Annotated in this window: 14 protein-coding genes; 7 read left to right on the plus strand and 7 right to left on the minus strand. The window is 71.4% G+C overall.

Translation table 11 applies throughout. The features are described from left to right. Nucleotides 1–48 precede the first annotated feature (48 nt). The 4 genes from ACQEVC_RS37305 to ACQEVC_RS37320 all read left to right on the plus strand — a co-directional run bounded on the left by ACQEVC_RS37305 (nucleotide 49) and on the right by ACQEVC_RS37320 (nucleotide 2,463). Nucleotides 49–720 carry an alpha/beta fold hydrolase gene (locus ACQEVC_RS37305; RefSeq protein WP_432891918.1) on the plus strand — a complete coding sequence of 224 codons (672 nt, stop codon included), beginning with the start codon at nucleotides 49–51 and terminating at the stop codon, nucleotides 718–720. Continuing rightward, nucleotides 717–1,367: a class I SAM-dependent methyltransferase gene (locus ACQEVC_RS37310; RefSeq protein WP_432887717.1), complete on the plus strand. Its 651-nt coding sequence runs from the start codon at nucleotides 717–719 to the stop codon at nucleotides 1,365–1,367. The genes ACQEVC_RS37305 and ACQEVC_RS37310 overlap by 4 nt, the downstream gene beginning before the upstream one ends. Before the next feature lie 32 nt (nucleotides 1,368–1,399). Next, nucleotides 1,400–1,909, plus strand: a complete 510-nt coding sequence (locus tag ACQEVC_RS37315; protein WP_432887720.1) for a DinB family protein — start codon at nucleotides 1,400–1,402, stop codon at nucleotides 1,907–1,909. A gap of 203 nt (nucleotides 1,910–2,112) precedes the next feature. Continuing rightward, complete coding sequence (locus ACQEVC_RS37320) at nucleotides 2,113–2,463, plus strand: hypothetical protein (RefSeq protein WP_432887722.1); 351 nt, start codon at nucleotides 2,113–2,115, stop codon at nucleotides 2,461–2,463. A gap of 70 nt (nucleotides 2,464–2,533) precedes the next feature. On the opposite strand, the gene ACQEVC_RS37325 is transcribed toward ACQEVC_RS37320, so the two are convergent. Both ACQEVC_RS37325 and ACQEVC_RS37330 read right to left on the minus strand, forming a co-directional pair. Further along, on the minus strand, nucleotides 2,534–4,867 hold the full coding sequence (locus ACQEVC_RS37325) for a serine/threonine-protein kinase (protein WP_432887725.1): 2,334 nt from the start codon (nucleotides 4,865–4,867) through the stop codon (nucleotides 2,534–2,536). 212 nt (nucleotides 4,868–5,079) lie between these two features. Then, nucleotides 5,080–5,607 (minus strand): hypothetical protein, encoded by a 528-nt coding sequence (locus ACQEVC_RS37330; RefSeq protein ID WP_432887728.1) that lies wholly within the window; start codon nucleotides 5,605–5,607, stop codon nucleotides 5,080–5,082. A 229-nt stretch (nucleotides 5,608–5,836) separates the two neighbouring features. Between ACQEVC_RS37330 and ACQEVC_RS37335 the strand changes: the two genes are divergently transcribed. Then, nucleotides 5,837–9,214: an NACHT domain-containing protein gene (locus ACQEVC_RS37335; protein WP_432887731.1), complete on the plus strand. Its 3,378-nt coding sequence runs from the start codon at nucleotides 5,837–5,839 to the stop codon at nucleotides 9,212–9,214. An 11-nt stretch (nucleotides 9,215–9,225) separates the two neighbouring features. Here the strand turns inward: ACQEVC_RS37335 and ACQEVC_RS37340 are convergent, their stop codons facing one another. The 5 genes from ACQEVC_RS37340 to ACQEVC_RS37360 all read right to left on the minus strand — a co-directional run bounded on the left by ACQEVC_RS37340 (nucleotide 9,226) and on the right by ACQEVC_RS37360 (nucleotide 13,215). Next, the gene (locus ACQEVC_RS37340) at nucleotides 9,226–10,116 is read right to left on the minus strand and encodes an ABC transporter ATP-binding protein (RefSeq protein ID WP_432887733.1); all 891 of its coding nucleotides are present in this window, start codon (nucleotides 10,114–10,116) and stop codon (nucleotides 9,226–9,228) included. Nucleotides 10,117–10,142: 26 nt separating this feature from the next. Next, nucleotides 10,143–10,943 carry an ABC transporter permease gene (locus tag ACQEVC_RS37345; RefSeq protein ID WP_432887736.1) on the minus strand — a complete coding sequence of 267 codons (801 nt, stop codon included), beginning with the start codon at nucleotides 10,941–10,943 and terminating at the stop codon, nucleotides 10,143–10,145. Further along, nucleotides 10,940–11,665 carry a hypothetical protein gene (locus ACQEVC_RS37350; protein WP_432887738.1) on the minus strand — a complete coding sequence of 242 codons (726 nt, stop codon included), beginning with the start codon at nucleotides 11,663–11,665 and terminating at the stop codon, nucleotides 10,940–10,942. The genes ACQEVC_RS37345 and ACQEVC_RS37350 overlap by 4 nt, the downstream gene beginning before the upstream one ends. Before the next feature lie 75 nt (nucleotides 11,666–11,740). Then, nucleotides 11,741–12,646, minus strand: a complete 906-nt coding sequence (locus ACQEVC_RS37355) for a hypothetical protein (protein WP_432887741.1) — start codon at nucleotides 12,644–12,646, stop codon at nucleotides 11,741–11,743. After that, nucleotides 12,643–13,215, minus strand: a complete 573-nt coding sequence (locus ACQEVC_RS37360; protein WP_432887744.1) for an RNA polymerase sigma factor — start codon at nucleotides 13,213–13,215, stop codon at nucleotides 12,643–12,645. The genes ACQEVC_RS37355 and ACQEVC_RS37360 overlap by 4 nt, the downstream gene beginning before the upstream one ends. A gap of 218 nt (nucleotides 13,216–13,433) precedes the next feature. Between ACQEVC_RS37360 and ACQEVC_RS37365 the strand changes: the two genes are divergently transcribed. Together ACQEVC_RS37365 and ACQEVC_RS37370 are read left to right on the plus strand one after the other, a co-directional pair. Then, nucleotides 13,434–14,771: an asparaginase gene (locus ACQEVC_RS37365; protein WP_432887747.1), complete on the plus strand. Its 1,338-nt coding sequence runs from the start codon at nucleotides 13,434–13,436 to the stop codon at nucleotides 14,769–14,771. A 135-nt stretch (nucleotides 14,772–14,906) separates the two neighbouring features. Beyond that, a complete protein-coding gene (locus ACQEVC_RS37370; RefSeq protein WP_432887750.1) occupies nucleotides 14,907–15,782 on the plus strand; it encodes an AfsR/SARP family transcriptional regulator in 876 nt (291 codons plus the stop codon). Nucleotides 15,783–15,930 lie beyond the last annotated feature (148 nt).

Here is a 15,930-nt window from a genome sequence, read left to right on the forward strand (position 1 = left end):
TTCAACCGCCAGTTCCGCCACGAGACGGCCGAGGTCGACGGCGTGACGATGCACTACGTCACCGGCGGGACCGGTGCGCCGCTCGTCCTGCTGCACTGGCCGCAGTCCTGGTACCAGTGGCGCCGGATCATGCCGTCGCTCGCGCAGCGATACACGGTGTATGCGGTGGATCTGCCGGGACTCGGCGACAGCCGTGGAGCGCCGCCCAGCTACGACAAGGCCACCCTCGCCCGATTCGTCCATGCCCTGCTCGCGGACCGGCTCGGACTGCGCGCCATCAACCTCGTCGGGCACGACCTGGGCGCGGGCGTCGGATTCCAGTACGCCGTGCAGTTCCCCGACGAGGTCGTCAGGTACGCCCATCTGGACTACCCCCTGCCGGGTCCTGCCCTTACCGCCGACAAGTACCGGTCACTGAGCTGGCACGAGTTCGCCCGCACCAACCGCCGCCCGCAGGTGCTGACCGGCGGATTCGAGCTGTACCGAACCCTGGAACAGGACGAGCGTGACAATCTGGCTGCCGCACCGATCACCATGCCGGTGATGCTCATGACCGCTGAGGGACTGCTCGACTTCACCCGGTCGACGGTCGACCCCCGGATGACCCGCATCACCCGGGCCGTCGAAGTACCCGGGTCCGGCCACTGGCTGCCCCAGGAGAACCCGGCGTTCGCCACCGCTCGGCTGCTGGACTTCCTCGCCGCCGGAGGAACCCGGTGACCGCGCGCGAACCCGTTCGGCAGCCGCACACCGAAGCCGAGTCGTTCTGGGAGAAGCACTACCGCAGCCGGCGGACCTGGGGTGGGCGCGCCAACCCCCTGCTCGTCGAGACCGCCGCGGCACTACGCCCCGGCACAGCCCTGGACCTGGGCTGCGGTGCCGGCGGCGACACCCTCTGGCTCGCCCAGCACGGCTGGCAGGTCACCGCCGTGGACATCTCCCATACCGCCGTCGAACAGGTGCGTGCACGCGCCGAGAATCTCGGTGTCGGCAGCTACGTCACCGCCGAACAGCACGATCTGGCCCGGAGCTTCCCGACCGGAACATTCGACCTCATCTCCGCGCAGTACTTCCACACCCCCTTTCCGCTGGACCGCAGCCGGATACTGCGCACCGCCACACACGCCCTGCGCCCCGGTGGTCTGCTCCTGGTCGTCGACCATGGCTCCACCGCGCCCTGGTCGTGGAACCAGGACCCCCACGCTCACTACCCCACCCCCGGTGAGATCGCCGCCGACCTCGACCTCGATCCCGAGCAGTGGCCCGCCCTCCGCGCCGACATGCCTCGACGCCGGGCCACCGGCCCCGGCGGCCAGACCGCCACAGTCACCGACAACGTCCTGCTCATCCAGCGGACCGGCAGTTGAACACCCACCGGAAGCCGGTACCGGAGAACTCGATGCCACCCGACCGACCGCACAGACGCAGGCCACGGGCGAAGGACACCGGACCGCCATGGACCGGCGCCGACGAGAAGGCCACCCTGCTGGGATTCCTCGACTACCTCCGAAACGCGATCGTGGACAAGGTCGTCGACGTGCCCGAACCACAGGTCCGCACCAGCGGCGTACCCTCCGGCACCAACCTCCTCGGGCTGATCAAGCACCTGACCTGCGTCGAGCGGTTCTATTTCCTCGGCGAACAGATCGACAACCTGCGTCGCACGATGCAACCCACCTCCGACGAGACGGTCGACGGCCTGGTCGCCGAATACCGGAAAACCGTCGAACGGGCGAACAAGATAATCGCCACCTGCCCGGACCTGGCCCTCCCTGCGCCCCGGCCGCCGGGCCGCGGACTCGCGCCGTCGATGCGGTGGGTCCTGACACACATGATCGAAGAAACCGGGCGGCACGCCGGCCACGCCGACATCCTCCGCGAACAGATCGACGGCTCCACCGGCCGCTGACCACTTAGGACGATCTCGGCGACACCTGCCCTCGGGCGCCCTGTGCCGCCGGCCTCGGCACGTCTCGGCCTGGGCCCCGGGGTCTTCGCACCAATGGAATGGTGGTTATCGGTTCGACCGGATGGCAGTGATAAGGTCGGATTCCCAGTGACCGGCCCTAGGATCAGGCCGCCCGGACGCGCGTCTGGTATCGGAGGAAAGCCGTGGGCTACAAGGAACGACGGGTCAAGATCATCGCCACCCGGGCGGCGCCGTATCTGGAGCCCGGCGAGCAGATCCAGACCGGATTCATCACGGTGACCGGCTCGGGGATCTTCACGGTGCCGGCCGAGACGTTCGTGGTCACCGACCGCGCGATCCTCATCGTGGGCCGGGCCGAGGCACAGCGCCTCCCGCGCGACTTCTGGTTCGGCAAGCCGACCGGGATATACCACAAAATCGAGCTCGACCGCACATACAAGGTGCACCGGCAGTGGTACCAGGAAGTCATCGCGGCCGACGACGCACTGCGCGACATGCAGACCCCCGACGATCCGGCGGCCGGCCAGCACTGAACCGGGAACCCGGACTGGCTTCCTACCGGTAGTCATGACCGCGCGAAGGGCCTGGCCTGGGCCCTGGACATCACTTGAAGAGACCGACCGTCTCTGCCCCGCTCGCGGCGACGATCCCGCCACCGACGTATTCGGGGCGATCCTTCAGCGGCAACTCCCAGGCCTTCTTCCCTGACGCCATGTCGTATCCAACCGTGAGATAGGGCAATTGCGGAGTGTCCTCGATATAGGTGTAGACGAGCCGCAGGCCGTCCGACTCGATCCAATACGGTTCCACCGCAGTCTTCCTCGTCATGTCGATCGGCGGCGACATGGGTTCGCCGGTGATGCAGTTGTACACGCGGACGAATTGCCGGCCGGTCGGTTCGGGCAGGCTCGTGGAGTCACGAGGCATGTCCGGGTCGGCGACCTCCACGATGAGTTGTTCGCCCACCGTCGCCATCTGCGTGGACAACTCCGGCCCGGACAGCCGCCACAGCAGGTGTCCGGTCTGTGGATTCACTCCGGCGACCGTGTTCCTCTCCGGATAGTGCGGAGCCCTGTCGCCGAGTCGGGCGAGCAGTGGCAGCGGCGAGGCCGAGGCGTAGCGGTTTTGGTAACGTGCCGGCTCCCAGCCCGCCACGGACGACATCTTCGCCCCGTTGAGATCGTAGATGTCGGTACCCGTCCAATCCTGGTTCTGGATCGCGATGCCGCCACGAAAAATGTTCCAGTTCAGATCGCGTTTCGCGCTGACCCGAGCGGACCGGAGGACTTCACGGCCATCCGCCGTACTGACGAACACGACCTCGTCGGCGTCGTAGGCGGTGTCGACCAGTATCCCCTGACCGGCCGCCACGTACATGTCGTTGTGCCCCTCGCGCGCCCACACCTGGTCACCTTCGGTGGTGTATCCGACGGCGAACCCGCCCTCCTTGTCGAGGGTTCCCGTCGTGGCGACGAAGCGATCGCCGGCGACCACCATCGAACGCAGCTCCTGATTGGGCACCTTCACGGTTTTCAGGATCCTGCCGCTGCCGGTGTCCAGGATGAAGACCGTGGAGTCCGACCCGCTGCCGGCGGGTGCCACACACCCGATCCGGTCATCCCGGACAGCGCACGAGGCGGCGGCGTCGGGCAGGTCGACGTAGGGCCAGCGTTGCCCGCCCGTACGCATGTCGAGGCCCAGCAGGTAGGTCCCGGACTGAAGCATGACGATGCTGGAGTCGCCGCCGACGATGTTGGTGCTGCCGCCCCTGATCGGGGTCGTCCACACCGGCTTCGGCGTACCGGCCGTCAGCTCAAGAAGCTCGTCGCGCAACGACACCCGGAAAATCGACGGGATCTCCTGTGGATACACGGTGTCATCCCGTGCCGCCAGATCCTGCGGACCGGCCAACCTGGCGGTGACGAAGACCGCCGCCACAACCAGGACTACGCAAGCCACCAGCGCCGCAGCGATTATCGCCCACCGGGTACGTCCCGAAGAACTCGGCGGGCCCGGCTGACCCGGCTGGTAAGCGGGAACGGGTTGGGGCGCGACCGGCACCGGTGCGGCTGGCCGTTGTTGCGCGGCAGCGGCAGGGGCGGGAATACTGGCGGCGAGGCTCGCCGAGAGGGCGTTGGCAAACTCGCCGCAGGACGAGTAGCGATACCGCGGGTCTTTGGCCATGGCGCGCCCGATGACCGCGTCGACCCCTGGAGCCAGATGCGGATGAAACCGTCGAACGGACGGCACCGGTTGCCCCAGATGTGCGGCGATGACGGCCACCGGATTGGCGTTCTCGTACGGATCATGACCGGTGAGCAGGCGAAAGACCGTACATGCCAGGGAGTACTGGTCAGAGCGCCCGTCGAGGTGGCCACCCTGAAGCTGCTCGGGAGAGGAGTACCGCACCGTATCCAGCGTCACCCCGGCGCCCGCCGGGCTCGCCTGGTCGTGCGCCAACCGCGAGATACCGAAACCGGTCACCGCGACCTGCCCCTGGGAGCTGGTCAGAATACTGGCGGGTGTGACGTCCCGATGGAGCACACCACAACTGTTGGCATAGTCCAGCGCGCCGGCCACCGCGACGGCGGTGTGGCTGACCTGCGCGGCGGGAAGTCCCGCAGGCGAACTGCGGAGTGTCTCCGCCAGCGACGGACCGTCGACGAGATCCATCGCGAGCCACAGTCGGCCGTCGAACTCGCCACGGTCGTGCACTGCCACGATGTTCGGATGCCGCAGTCGGGCGATCGCGTCCACCGTCTGCTCGAACCGCTGCCGGTAACCCGACCCACCATCGCGGTCCGCAGCCAGCACCTTGAGCGCGTCGCTGCGCGACAGCCGTGGGTGCCGCGCCGCGTACACCTCGCCGGTGCCACCTGACCCGATGAGCCGCTCGATGGAGTACCCGGCGAAGACCGACCCCTGTTCCAGCGTCACAGACCCTCCCTTCGGGGAACCACTCGGGCGAGCGTCCCGACGGTAACGCACGGCCTCGCCGGCAGAGCACAGCAGCGAGCCCTCGAACGCGGCTGCCGGGCATGCCACCCCTGACGAGCGGACCCACCCCGTCGCAAGATCACCCTCAATGACCTTATGCCGGTGGGAGAGCTTCGGGGCGTGCCGCCCGAGCAGGTCGGGAAGAGGTACGGCTATCGGACGCCCAGGGTGTCCGCGATCGCGGCCGCGATCTGCTCCGCATCCAGCTCTTCCGAGTTGAAGGTCCGGTCAGCGGGAATCGTTGGCAACATCTCCCGAAAGCGGCGGTGTGCGCGGTGGTGGAACCCCGGGTCGCGCGAGAGTCCGCGTCCCGGATCGGCCTGCGCGCGTGCGAACGTCACGGATACCGCAGCGTCGATGACGATCCACAGCACGGCCGCGTCGTCCGGGAGCATGCGGGTGAGCGCCGCCTGTTCCTGGTCCGTGTGGAATGGTCCGACCGCCACGACGTACTCGACGTTCGAGCGCATCCACTGGCCGACGAGCGCACCGTGTGCCTCGTGGGCCGCGAACCACAGGCCGACCCGGCCCGCGCCGGGCGGGCCCACCATCGCCGCCACCTCGTCCACGTCGGCGACCACGACGGTACGGCCACACCGGGTCAGGTGTTCGGTGAGCCTGTCCGCGACGGTGTTCTTGCCCGCCGCGATCGGGCCGGTGAGGATCACGAGCTGGGGCACGGCCCTGATCCTATGGCGACACGTCGCCGCCTCGGTATCGACACAGGTTCACCTCGGTCAGCGCGTGCCGGCGGGTCTGCGGCACGTCCTCCACGACGTGCGTGTTCAGCAGCACCGTGCGGTGCCCGGCCAGCCCGGCCAGCCGGGTCCGGAAGCGGCCGCGTCGGCTGACGGTTTCATGACACGTCGGCGATACCCGTCCGGCCGTCGGTTCGACGATGATGGCCCGGTGGCTGACACGTTCTCGTACGCCGATGCCGTACGTCTGCTCGGCGGTGGGAACAGCCCGGTCGTCACCGCCCTGGACAACCTGGCCGGCGGGGTGCTGCTCGGCGGGTCGCTGCTGGTGCCCGGCATGCTCGCGCTCTTCGATGCCAAGGCGGAATTCGCCCGGCTGAGCCGGGAACTGGTCGGCAAGGCCAACGAGCAGTGGCACCGGTTGGGCCGGTACGACCGTACCGAACGGCTCGCCGCCGCGCACTCCGTGCTCGTGGTGACCGCCTTCTTCGAGGCACTGGCCGAATCCGATCTGCCGTTCTCCTTCGCCGAGCTGAAGCTGACCCGCGACGAACAGCTACTCCTCAGCGGTCACGAGTTCCAGGGCGCCGTACGGTCTCCGCTCACGGCGCTGTTCGCCTCCCCGGTGCCCCGGCCGGCGCCGCACGAGCCGTACGACGATTTCCGCGCCCGGCTCGGTCTGATGTACGGCACGGTCACGGGGCGGCTGTGGAACTTCGTGCCCGGCCTTGCCGTCTGGGAAAAGCTTCGGCTCCCGGAACGGGCCGCCTTCGCCAAGCTCCGAGAGCCGCTGCCCGAGCGGGCGATGCGCCGGTACGACGAGCTGTTCGGGCGACTTGCCGCTGACTTCCCCGAGGTGGCCTTCTGGGCGCAGGTCCGCGAGCACGAGGGCACCCGAGCCGACGTTCGCGAGGTCCTGACGGTGCTGCGCGACGCGCAGACCGGCGTACGCGATCTGGGTACCTCGCTGGCCGGCTTGGAGCGGGTGCTGGCCCGCGTCGCGGCCGGCCGGGACGCCGCCGACCTGCCGGACGCCCTGCGTCGCGCCTACACCGACACCCTCAACGACCCGGTCGTCGAGTCCGGCGAAGTGCCGGACTGGCTTTCCGTGCCCGCCCTCGGCCAGGCGTACGTCCCGCCGCTGTGTCGAATCGCGGAATTGACCGGGGACGACTCCAAGCCCAGCGACGAGTCGTGGTGGATGCGTGCGCCGGTCCGTGCCGACCTGCCGGAGTTCCTGCTGGGCTACCTCACCTCGCCGCGCGCCACCCGGGCGCCGCTGCTGGTGCTGGGCCAGCCCGGCTCCGGCAAGTCTGTGCTGACCCGCACGCTCGCGGCACGGCTGCCGGCCGCCGACTTCCTGGTGGTGCGGGTCGAGCTGCGGAACGTATCAGCCCTCACCGACCTCCAGGACCAGATCGAGACTGCGGTCCGGGACGTCACCGGTGAGCGGATGGACTGGCCGGCGCTGGCCGGAGCGGCCGGCGGCGCCCTGCCGGTGATCCTGCTGGACGGCTTCGACGAACTGTTGCAGGCCACCGGGATCAGCCAGTCCGACTATCTGGACCGGGTGGCCCGGTTCCAGCGCCGCGAGGGCGTCCAGGGCCGGCCCGCAGTGGTCGTGGTGACCAGCCGGACCAGCGTGGCCGACCGGGCGGTGCCGCCGGACGGGACGGTCGCGGTACGCCTGGAACCGTTCGACGCGGAACGGGTGGGGGCCTGGCTGGACGTGTGGAACGCCGTGAACGCCGAGAACTTCGCCCGGCGCGACGTGGCACCGCTGGCCCCCGACACCGTGCTCGCGCACGGGAAGCTGGCCGAGCAACCCCTACTCCTGCTCATGCTCGCGCTCTATGACGCGGACGGCAACGCGCTGCGCGACGCGGGCCAGCTACGCCGCGACGAGTTGTACGAGCGGCTGCTGGACCGGTTCGCCCGCCGCGAGGTGAGCAAGCACCGGGCCGGACTGGACCGGTCGGAGTTGGACGCGGCGATCGCAGCCGAGCTGTACCGGCTGTCGGTGGTCGCGTTCGCACTCTTCAACCGGGGTGCGCAGTGGGTCACCAAGAAGGAGTTGGACGACGACCTGGTCGCGCTGCTCGGCCCGGATCCCTCCGGTCGGCCCGCCGACGACCGTCGCCCGGCGCTGCGCCCCGCGGAGGTCGTGCTCGGCCGGTTCTTCTTCGTCCACCGCTCCCGGGTGACCGACAACGCCGCATCCAGCGACGACGATCTGGAGACGTACGAGTTCCTGCACGCGACCTTCGGCGAGTACCTGGTGGCTCGCCTCGTCTGGCACGTCCTGAGCGGCATGGTGGCCGCTCGGCAGGCGGCGGCCGGCGCACCCTTCGGGATGCCGTTCGGCGACCCGCAGCCGGTGGACGACGGCCGGCTGCACGCGCTCACCTCGTGGGCCGCGCTGTGCGGCCGGGCACCGGTGGTCGAGTTCCTGACCGGGATGATGTCCACGCTGAACCAGGAGCGCCGGGACTTCCTGGTCGAGCTGCTGATCGGGCTGTTCCGGGCGGCCAGCTGGCCACGCACCGAGCACCGGTACGACCGGTACCAGCCCCGCCCGCTGCCGGTGCCGGCCCGGCATGCGGCGTACTCGGTCAACCTGTTGCTGCTCGCCGTCTGCGCCGCCGGAACGCTACCCGGCAGCACCCTGTACGGCGCCGGCGTCGACGTCGTGCCGTCCTGGCACCGGCACGTGTTGCTGTGGCGCTCCCAACTACTCTCGGCCGACTGGACCAGCTTCGTCCGGACCATGGCGCTCGACCGGATCGGTATGGGCGAGAGCCGGGACATCCACCTGCGGCTGGCCGGGCCGGACGAGACGCCGCCACCGATCGACCTGGCCTGGACGATGGGCCCCGCCTGGCCCGACCAGCAGCCGGACCATGTGCCACGCGTTGTCAGCTTCCGGTGGGGTGCCCGCGAGGTCAACATCCTCTGCGGTGTGGGCGAGGACATGACCCAACACGCGCTCGACCCGCTGGTCGCGCGCCAGCCCGACGCCGTCAAGGTGGCTCGCGTCGGGCCCGCATCGCCGTTGCGTTCCGAGGCGCACGAGCTGATCGCGCTCCTGCTGACACCGCTCTCCGAAACCAGCCCGACAGAGCGTCTCTCCGTTTACCAGCGGTGGCTCCGCGTGTGCGACTTCCGCCTCCATGAACCGCTGCCGCTGACCCTGTTGCTGGAGCGGCTCGCTGCCGACACCGACCTGCCGGCACCCGTCGCGGTCGCCTTCCTCTCCGGCGTCACGGGACGGGCACGGCAGGGGTTCGCCACGGTGCGCCGGCTGCCGCCCGAGCCGTACCTGCGCTGTGTCCGGGCCTGGCTGGGTCGGGACGAGGACGCCGACCGGGAGCTGGCCCGGCTGGTACGGCCCTTGCTGTCGGATCTGCTGCACGAGCCGGATCGCCCGCAGCCGGGAGCGCCGGTGGCCGTACACCTCAGGGCAGTCCTCGACGAGTTGGAACGACTCGACCTGCTCGACGAGGCCGGCGTGGACGCGACCATCCCACCGATCCAGCGGCTCATCGACACGATGGCCGTCGGCGCGACCGAGCCCACCCCGCCCGGGTGACCAGGCTGTGGTCAGCCCGTCCGGGTCGTGGCCGGCGAGGTGGTGGCCCGCTGCATCAGGGCGACGTAGCCGTCCTCCAGTGACGGTGGCACCGGCACCGCGTCCGGGCTCGGCCGGGTCGGGCTGACCACCCGGTAGTGGGTACCGTCGGTCCGGCTGATCGCCGATACCACCACCCCGGTCGTCGGCGCCGGGCCGGAGCTGGTCACCTCCCAGGTGGCGCCCTCGCCGACCCGGACCAGGTCGGTGACCATCCCGGTGTAGACCACCCGGCCGCCCGCCATCACCGCCGCGTGCTGGCAGGTCTGCGCCACGTCCTCCACGATGTGCGTACTCAGCAGCACCGTACGGTTCCCGGCCAGCCCGGCCAGCAGGGTCCGGAAGCGTACCCGCTCCTCGGGGTCCAGCCCGGCGGTCGGCTCGTCCACCACGATCAGCGCAGGATCACCGAGCAACGCCTGCGCGATGCCGACCCGCCGCCGCATCCCACCGGAGAAGCCCTTCATCCGCCGCCCGGCCACCTCGGTCAACGCCACCAGCTCCAGCAACTCGTCGACCTGCCGCCGACGGGCCCCCGTGTCGTCGAGCCCCTTGAGCAGACCCACGTAGTCCAGGAACTCCCGGGGCGACAGGTCGGGATAGAGGCCGAGGTCCTGCGGCAGGTACCCGAGCCGGCGCTGCACGGCCAGCCGACCCGCCCCGGTGGTCAGGTCGTGGCCGCCGACCCGCACCTGCCCGCCGCTGGGCGGCAGCACGCCGGCGAGGATCCGCATCAGTGTGGTCTTGCCGGCACCGTTCGCGCCGAGCAGGCCGTACATGCCGCCGGGGATGGCCAGGTCGACCGAGTGCAGCGCGGTGACCTTGCCGAACCGGCGGGTCAGACCCGTGGTCTGGATGTCCATGCGAGGTGAGCCTTTCTCAAGACGCGTCAGGCGGCGTGCCGGCGACGGGACAGGACGGTGTGCGCGACCAGCAGGGGCAGCAGGCCGAGCAGGAGGAGCAGGGCGACGCTGAGCAGCGCGCTGCCGGCGCCGGGTTCGGGGCGCAGGAAGGAGAGCCAGCCGGGTACGCCGGCAAAGAACGCCAGCTCGCCCGAGAGCCAGCTCGCCGGATAGTCGCCGATCGGCGTGACCAGCGTGCCGGACAGCGACGGCAGGAAGTCCGGGGGAAGCATGTTGCCCCAGAACCAGTACCCGACGAAGAGCACCCGGAACAGCGGCGCGGAGATGGCCAGCGGGCAGGTCAGGGCGAACCCGGCGACGAAGACGAGCCCGGGCAGCGTGACAACGGCGAACGCCAGTACCGCCCAGCCGAGCATCAGCGGCTCGCCCCGGTGCACGGTCTCGTAGCCACCGGCGACCAGCATCGCCAGCAGCACCGGCAGCCCGGTCGCGGTGAGCCCGCCGAGGTACTTCCCGGCCAGCAGCAGACCCGGCCGGACCGGCAGGCTCTCCAGCAGCGGGGCGGTGCCGAGCCGGCGGTCCCGGACCAGCCGGTCCGCCAGCACCATGCCGAAGCCGAGCGGCACCAGGATGCCGAAGAGCAGCGCCCAGCCGGCCATCACCTCCGGCGCCGTCGCGTCCGCCGGCAGGTAGCGGGGCCCGCGCGGGCCCTGGAACACCCCGACCACCGTCGCCAGGACCAGCATCGTCAGCCACAGCGACCGTTTCCGGGCCTGCATCCGGAACTCGTACCGGCCGACCGCGAGCAGTTCCGACATGCCGCTCACTCCTCCTCCTCGGACAACAGCAGATGGGGCCGGCGCAGCAGCAGCGCGACCGTGCCGGCGAGCAGCAACCCGGTGAGGGTCAGCACCAGCCGGTTCGTCAGCCAGCCCTCCCCGGTCCCGATCCGGGTGGTGGCGAACAGGTAGAGCGGGCGGGTCCAGTCGTGGCCGGCCAGTAGGGCCGCGAAGGCCTGCTCGCACAGCCACAGCCCGGCGACCGCGCTGGTGGCCATCACGACGCTGCGACCGAGTACGGCCAGCAGCACCGCCAGGGCGGTGAGCCAGATCGTCGGTGGCGCCCAGACCAGCGGTGAGGCGAGCGGGCCCGGCCCGGTCCACCAGCCGGTGAGCCCGAGCCCGGCCGAGTAGACCAGCGCGGAGAGCGCGGCGGCCAGCGCCAGCACTCCGAGCCGGCGACCGAGCGTGCGGGTGTACCGGGTGGGGAGGGCGAGTTGCAGCTCCCGGCAGCCGTCCCGGGCCACCAGGGTCACCGCAGTCATCGCCACCGCCAGCGGCAGCAGGGCTTCCAGTCCGGTGAGCAGCAGGTCGCCGACCTGCCGCCGCCCGGCACCGTTGTTGCCGGCGAGCAGGGCCATCGCGACCGCGACCAGCAGCGTCGCCGGTGGCGCGAGACCGGCCGCCCAGCCGGCGCGCCGCGCCTCGTACCGCCACAGTTGGCGGGACCCGGCCCGCAGCAGTGGAATGTGCCAGGAATATTGGGCCATCACGCAACTGGGTGGGCCGGCGAGCCGGCGGGGTTCACCGGCACGCGGGTGACCCGGGCCACATTCCGGCGCCGGTCACCGGCCGTAGGCGCGGCTTCCGGCTCCGGCCGGCAGGTGCGGCAGCAGTACGACCGTGCCGGCCATCAGCAGCGCCGCCACCAGCAGCAGCGGTCCACTGGTCCGCCACAGCGGCTCGACCAGCCGGTCCACCGTGCCGTCCAGGGCGTTGGAGCCGGCGAGCAGCCGGAGCACCCAGAGGCCCATCGCGACCCCGATCCCTACCGCCGGCCGCCACAGCACCGACAGCGCGAAGCTGACCGCCGAGAGCAGCGCCATCGGCCCGAGCCAGGCGGCGAAGAGGCCCACCGGCGCACCGGCGTCGAACCAGACCAGCCCGAGGGAGGCGGCCGAGGCGGCGCCGAAGATCGCGCCGAGTACCAGGGTGAGCCGGGCCAGCAGCACCGCGCGTACCCCGGTGAGGCTCGCCGCGACCAGCTCGCCGGCCTCGTCCGTGCCGCTGCCGCAGGCACCGGCCACGCCCAGCGCCGCGACCAGGGGTACCACGATGGCCAGGACCTGCTCGGAGAGTCCCGGCGGCGCCCAGCCGGCGAGAGCGGTGCCGGCCGCCAGCACCACGGCGGCGACCGGCCAGACCCGCCGGTCGACCAGGCGCCGCTGGGCGGCCAGGATCCGCACCGCCCGGCGCGCGGCGGCGCCGCCGAGCGGAGCCGCATACCGGGGTACGACCGGCGTGCCGTCCCGGGACGGCGCCAGCCGGGACAGCACGGCGCCGAGCAGTCCGGGCGGCGGCGGGGCGACCGCCGCGACCCGGTCACCGACGGCGCCGGCCACCCGCCGCCAGGCGGTCAGTTCGGCGGCGCAGCCGGGGCAGTCGGCGACGTGCCGGGCCACCTGGCCGGCCCGGTCGTCCGGCAGGGTGCCGGCGGCGAACCCTGCCAGCAGGTCACTCGGGTGGGTCATCGTCCCGCCTCCCGTCCGGAAACCCCGACCGCCGCCGCGTCGGGCAGTGCCCGGGCCAGCCCGGCCCGGGCGTGGAACAGCCGGCTCTTCACGGTGCCGACCGGAATGCCGAGCACCTCGGCGATCTCGGCGTGCGCGAGACCGGCGCCGAACGCCAGGTCCAGCACCTCCCGGTGCGCCGGAGCCAGCTCGGCCAGGGCGGCGGCCACCGCCCGGGCGTCGGCCCGGGCCAGGGCCACCGCCTCCGGGCCGGGCTCACCGGCCGGCACCTCGGCGGCGGCCTCCATCGGCAGTGGCGCCGGCCGGCGTCCGGCCATCCGGCTCAGCGCCTGCCGCCGGCAGATGCCGAACAGCCAGGTACGCACCGTGGATCGCCCCTCGAACGAGGCTGCGCCCCGCCAGGTGGCCAGGAAGGTGTCCTGGAGCGCCTCCTCGGCCCGGCCACGGTCGCCGAGCAGCCCTTCGGCGTACGCCAGCAGCGGCTGGCCGTGCCGGGCGTACAGCTCCTCGAAGGCGCGCTGGTCCCCGGCGGCCACCCGGTGCAGCAGCCCGTGGTCGACGTCATCCATCCCGTCCTGGGTAGCCCGCCGGGCCGCCCGGGTTCACCTACCGGCGGTGAATGTGCCGATCGTCACAGCCGGATGTGCCGTACCTCAGACCGAAGGCGGCCAAACCGGTAGCTTCCACCCCCGGAAATAGATCGAATAGCGGCTATGGATCGGGCGCGTTCCGAACGGTGACGACGGGAAATGATCTTGTAACGCCGAGGAAAACCGGAGCTCGCACGATGCCCGTTACCCCCATCCCCCAACTGGAGGTCGCATTGTCCAGCCTTCCGGGTCGGCTCCGGCCGACACCTCGGCGCCTGGCCGCCGTACTGGTTCCGGTCCTCACCGCGGCACTCACCGCCACGCTCGTCTCGGTCGTCAACCGCTCCCCCGAACCGGCGGCGGTGGCGCTGCCCCCGACCAGTGGCGTCGTCTCCGGAGTCACCGGACCGACCGAGATCCGCAGCGTCGCGTACGCCCAGGCGGTGGCTGCGGCGAAGGCGAAGAAGCCCAAGGTCACCGTGATCGGCACCGGCGGCACGATCTCCGGCGTCGCCACCTCCCGGAGCAGCTTCACCGACTACCAGTCCGGCCGGATCGCCATCGGCGACATGGTGGCCCGGCTCCAGCCGGAGATCGGCCAGGTCGCCGACGTCTCGACGGTGCAGTTCGGCAACAAGGGCTCCGGCGGCTACACCATCGCCGAGTTCCACGCCCTCACCCTGGCCGTCGAGACGGCACTGAAGAAGTCCGACGCGGTGGTGGTGACCAGCGGCACCGACACCATGGAGGAGTTCGCGTACTGGCTGGACCTGACCGTGCAGAGCCGCAAGCCGGTGGTACTCACCGGCGCGATGCGGCCGTGGGCGGCGGTCACCCCGGACGGGCCGCAGGTGATCGGCGCCGACGGTCCCGCCAACCTGTACAACTCGATCGTGCTGGCGGCCAGCCAGTCCACCTACTGCTACGGCACGGTGCTGCTGCTCGGCGACGAGTTCCACGCCGCCCGGGACGTCACCAAGACCAGCTCCTACCGGATGGACACCTTCCAGTCCCGGGAACTGGGCGTACTGGGCTGGGTCGACGGGCCGAACATCAAGGTCGGCCGGGCGCCGGCCCGGGTCGAGGAGTGCGACGCGAAGAAGCGCTGGCTGACCCCGTTCGACCTGTCGAAGGTCGCCCCCACCGCAGTGCCCCGGGTCGAGGTGGTCTACGGCTACCAGCAGGCCGGTGGGGAGGCGATCACCGCCTTCGCCGACGCCGGGGTGAAGGGCATCGTCACCGCCGGCACCGGTGCCGGCGGCATCTCCTCGGCGCAGAGCAGCGCCCGGAGCGCCGCCGCGGCGTTGGGAGTCGTCTTCGTCAGCACCACCCGGACCGGCTCCGGCTCCGTCTACGGCGGCAGCACCACCTCGCCGATCATCGCCGGGGACGACCTGCTGCCGCAGAAGGCACGACTGCTGCTGATGCTCAGCCTCGCCTTCGCACCGGCCGACGTGGCCAAGGTACGGACCTGGGTCACCACGCTGGGCAACCCGGAGTGGAACACCGCCCCCAAGGGCAGCCCGAAGAACTGACCAGCGTACCGGCGGTGCCGGGCGGACGACCGGATGCCCGGAGTCCGCCCGGCCCGCCGTCGCCCGGGGCTCGGCAGTACGGCCGGAAGGCTGGCGGAAGGTGGGCGGAAAGTCCGGTGGCTCAGGCTGGTCGGCATGTCACCGCCACCCAGGGGCCGCCTTCGGCTGCGCTTCGCCCTACTCGGTCCCGTCCGCGTGTGGCGGGACGGCCGGCCGGTACGGGTGAACGGCGTCCGGCCACGAACACTGCTCACCGCCCTGCTGCTGGAGCCGAACCGACCGGTCTCCCTCGACCACCTCATCGAACTGATCTGGGAGGGTCCGCCGCCGGTGTCGGCCGTCGCCAACCTGCGTACCTACGCGACCCGACTCCGTACCTCGCTGGGCGGCTCGCCGGAGGCCGGCCGGAGCCGGCTGGCCACCACCAGCGGCGGTTACCTGCTCCGGGTCGGCCCGGAGGAGCTGGATCTACAGGTGTTCGCCGACCGGCTACGGCTGGGGCGTACGGCGCTCGCCGCCGGTGACCCGGCCCGGGCCGCGACGCAGTTGGCGGCGGCGCTGGCGCTGTGGCGCGGTGACGCCGCCAGCGACGTACCCCGCAGCCCGGCCCTGGCCGCCCGGCTCAGCGCCCTCGACGAGTCGCGGCAGCTCGCGATCGAGTGCCATCTGCGGGCGCGTCTCGGCCTCGGCGGCAGCGAGGACCTCGTCGGCGACCTGCGCCGGCTGACCCTGGTCTATCCCACCCGGGAGACCCTGTGGGGACAGCTCATGGTGGCGCTGTACCGGCGCGGTGACGTGGCACCGGCGCTGGCCGCGTACGGACGGGCTCGCGAGGCCCTGCGCGAGCAACTGGGCGTGGAGCCCGGACCGGAGCTGATCGCCCTGCACCGGGCGATCCTCAACCGCGATCCCCGGCTCGGCTCGGCACCGCAGTGGCTGCCCTCGGTGATGGCGGACGGCCGGCACTGCGCACACTGCCAGCGGCCCGAACAGCCCGCCCGACCCGGCTGACCGCCGGGACCGGAGCACGGACCCCGAACGCCGGACCGGACCCGGAACGCCGGACCCGGAACGCCGGACGCCGAACCGGACCCTGAACGCCGGACCCGAGCACGGATCCCCGAACGCCGGACGCCGAACCGGCTCCGGAACGCCGGAC

Origin of the sequence: Plantactinospora sp. CA-294935, from assembly GCF_050936445.1 — a bacterium.
In the GTDB taxonomy this organism is placed as follows: Bacteria; Actinomycetota; Actinomycetes; order Mycobacteriales; family Micromonosporaceae; genus Plantactinospora.

Excerpts from the sequence above, each read along its gene's own strand:
- ACQEVC_RS37315 (WP_432887720.1), top strand. The coding sequence starts at position 1,400 with ATGCCACCCGACCGACCGCACAGACGCAGGCCACGGGCGAAGGACACC.
- ACQEVC_RS37365 (WP_432887747.1), top strand. The coding sequence starts at position 13,434 with ATGCCCGTTACCCCCATCCCCCAACTGGAGGTCGCATTGTCCAGCCTT.
- ACQEVC_RS37360 (WP_432887744.1), bottom strand. The coding sequence starts at position 13,215 with ATGGATGACGTCGACCACGGGCTGCTGCACCGGGTGGCCGCCGGGGAC.
- ACQEVC_RS37340 (WP_432887733.1), bottom strand. The coding sequence starts at position 10,116 with ATGGACATCCAGACCACGGGTCTGACCCGCCGGTTCGGCAAGGTCACC.
- ACQEVC_RS37305 (WP_432891918.1), top strand. The coding sequence starts at position 49 with ATGCACTACGTCACCGGCGGGACCGGTGCGCCGCTCGTCCTGCTGCAC.
- ACQEVC_RS37350 (WP_432887738.1), bottom strand. The coding sequence starts at position 11,665 with ATGGCCCAATATTCCTGGCACATTCCACTGCTGCGGGCCGGGTCCCGC.
- ACQEVC_RS37355 (WP_432887741.1), bottom strand. The coding sequence starts at position 12,646 with ATGACCCACCCGAGTGACCTGCTGGCAGGGTTCGCCGCCGGCACCCTG.
- ACQEVC_RS37370 (WP_432887750.1), top strand. The coding sequence starts at position 14,907 with ATGTCACCGCCACCCAGGGGCCGCCTTCGGCTGCGCTTCGCCCTACTC.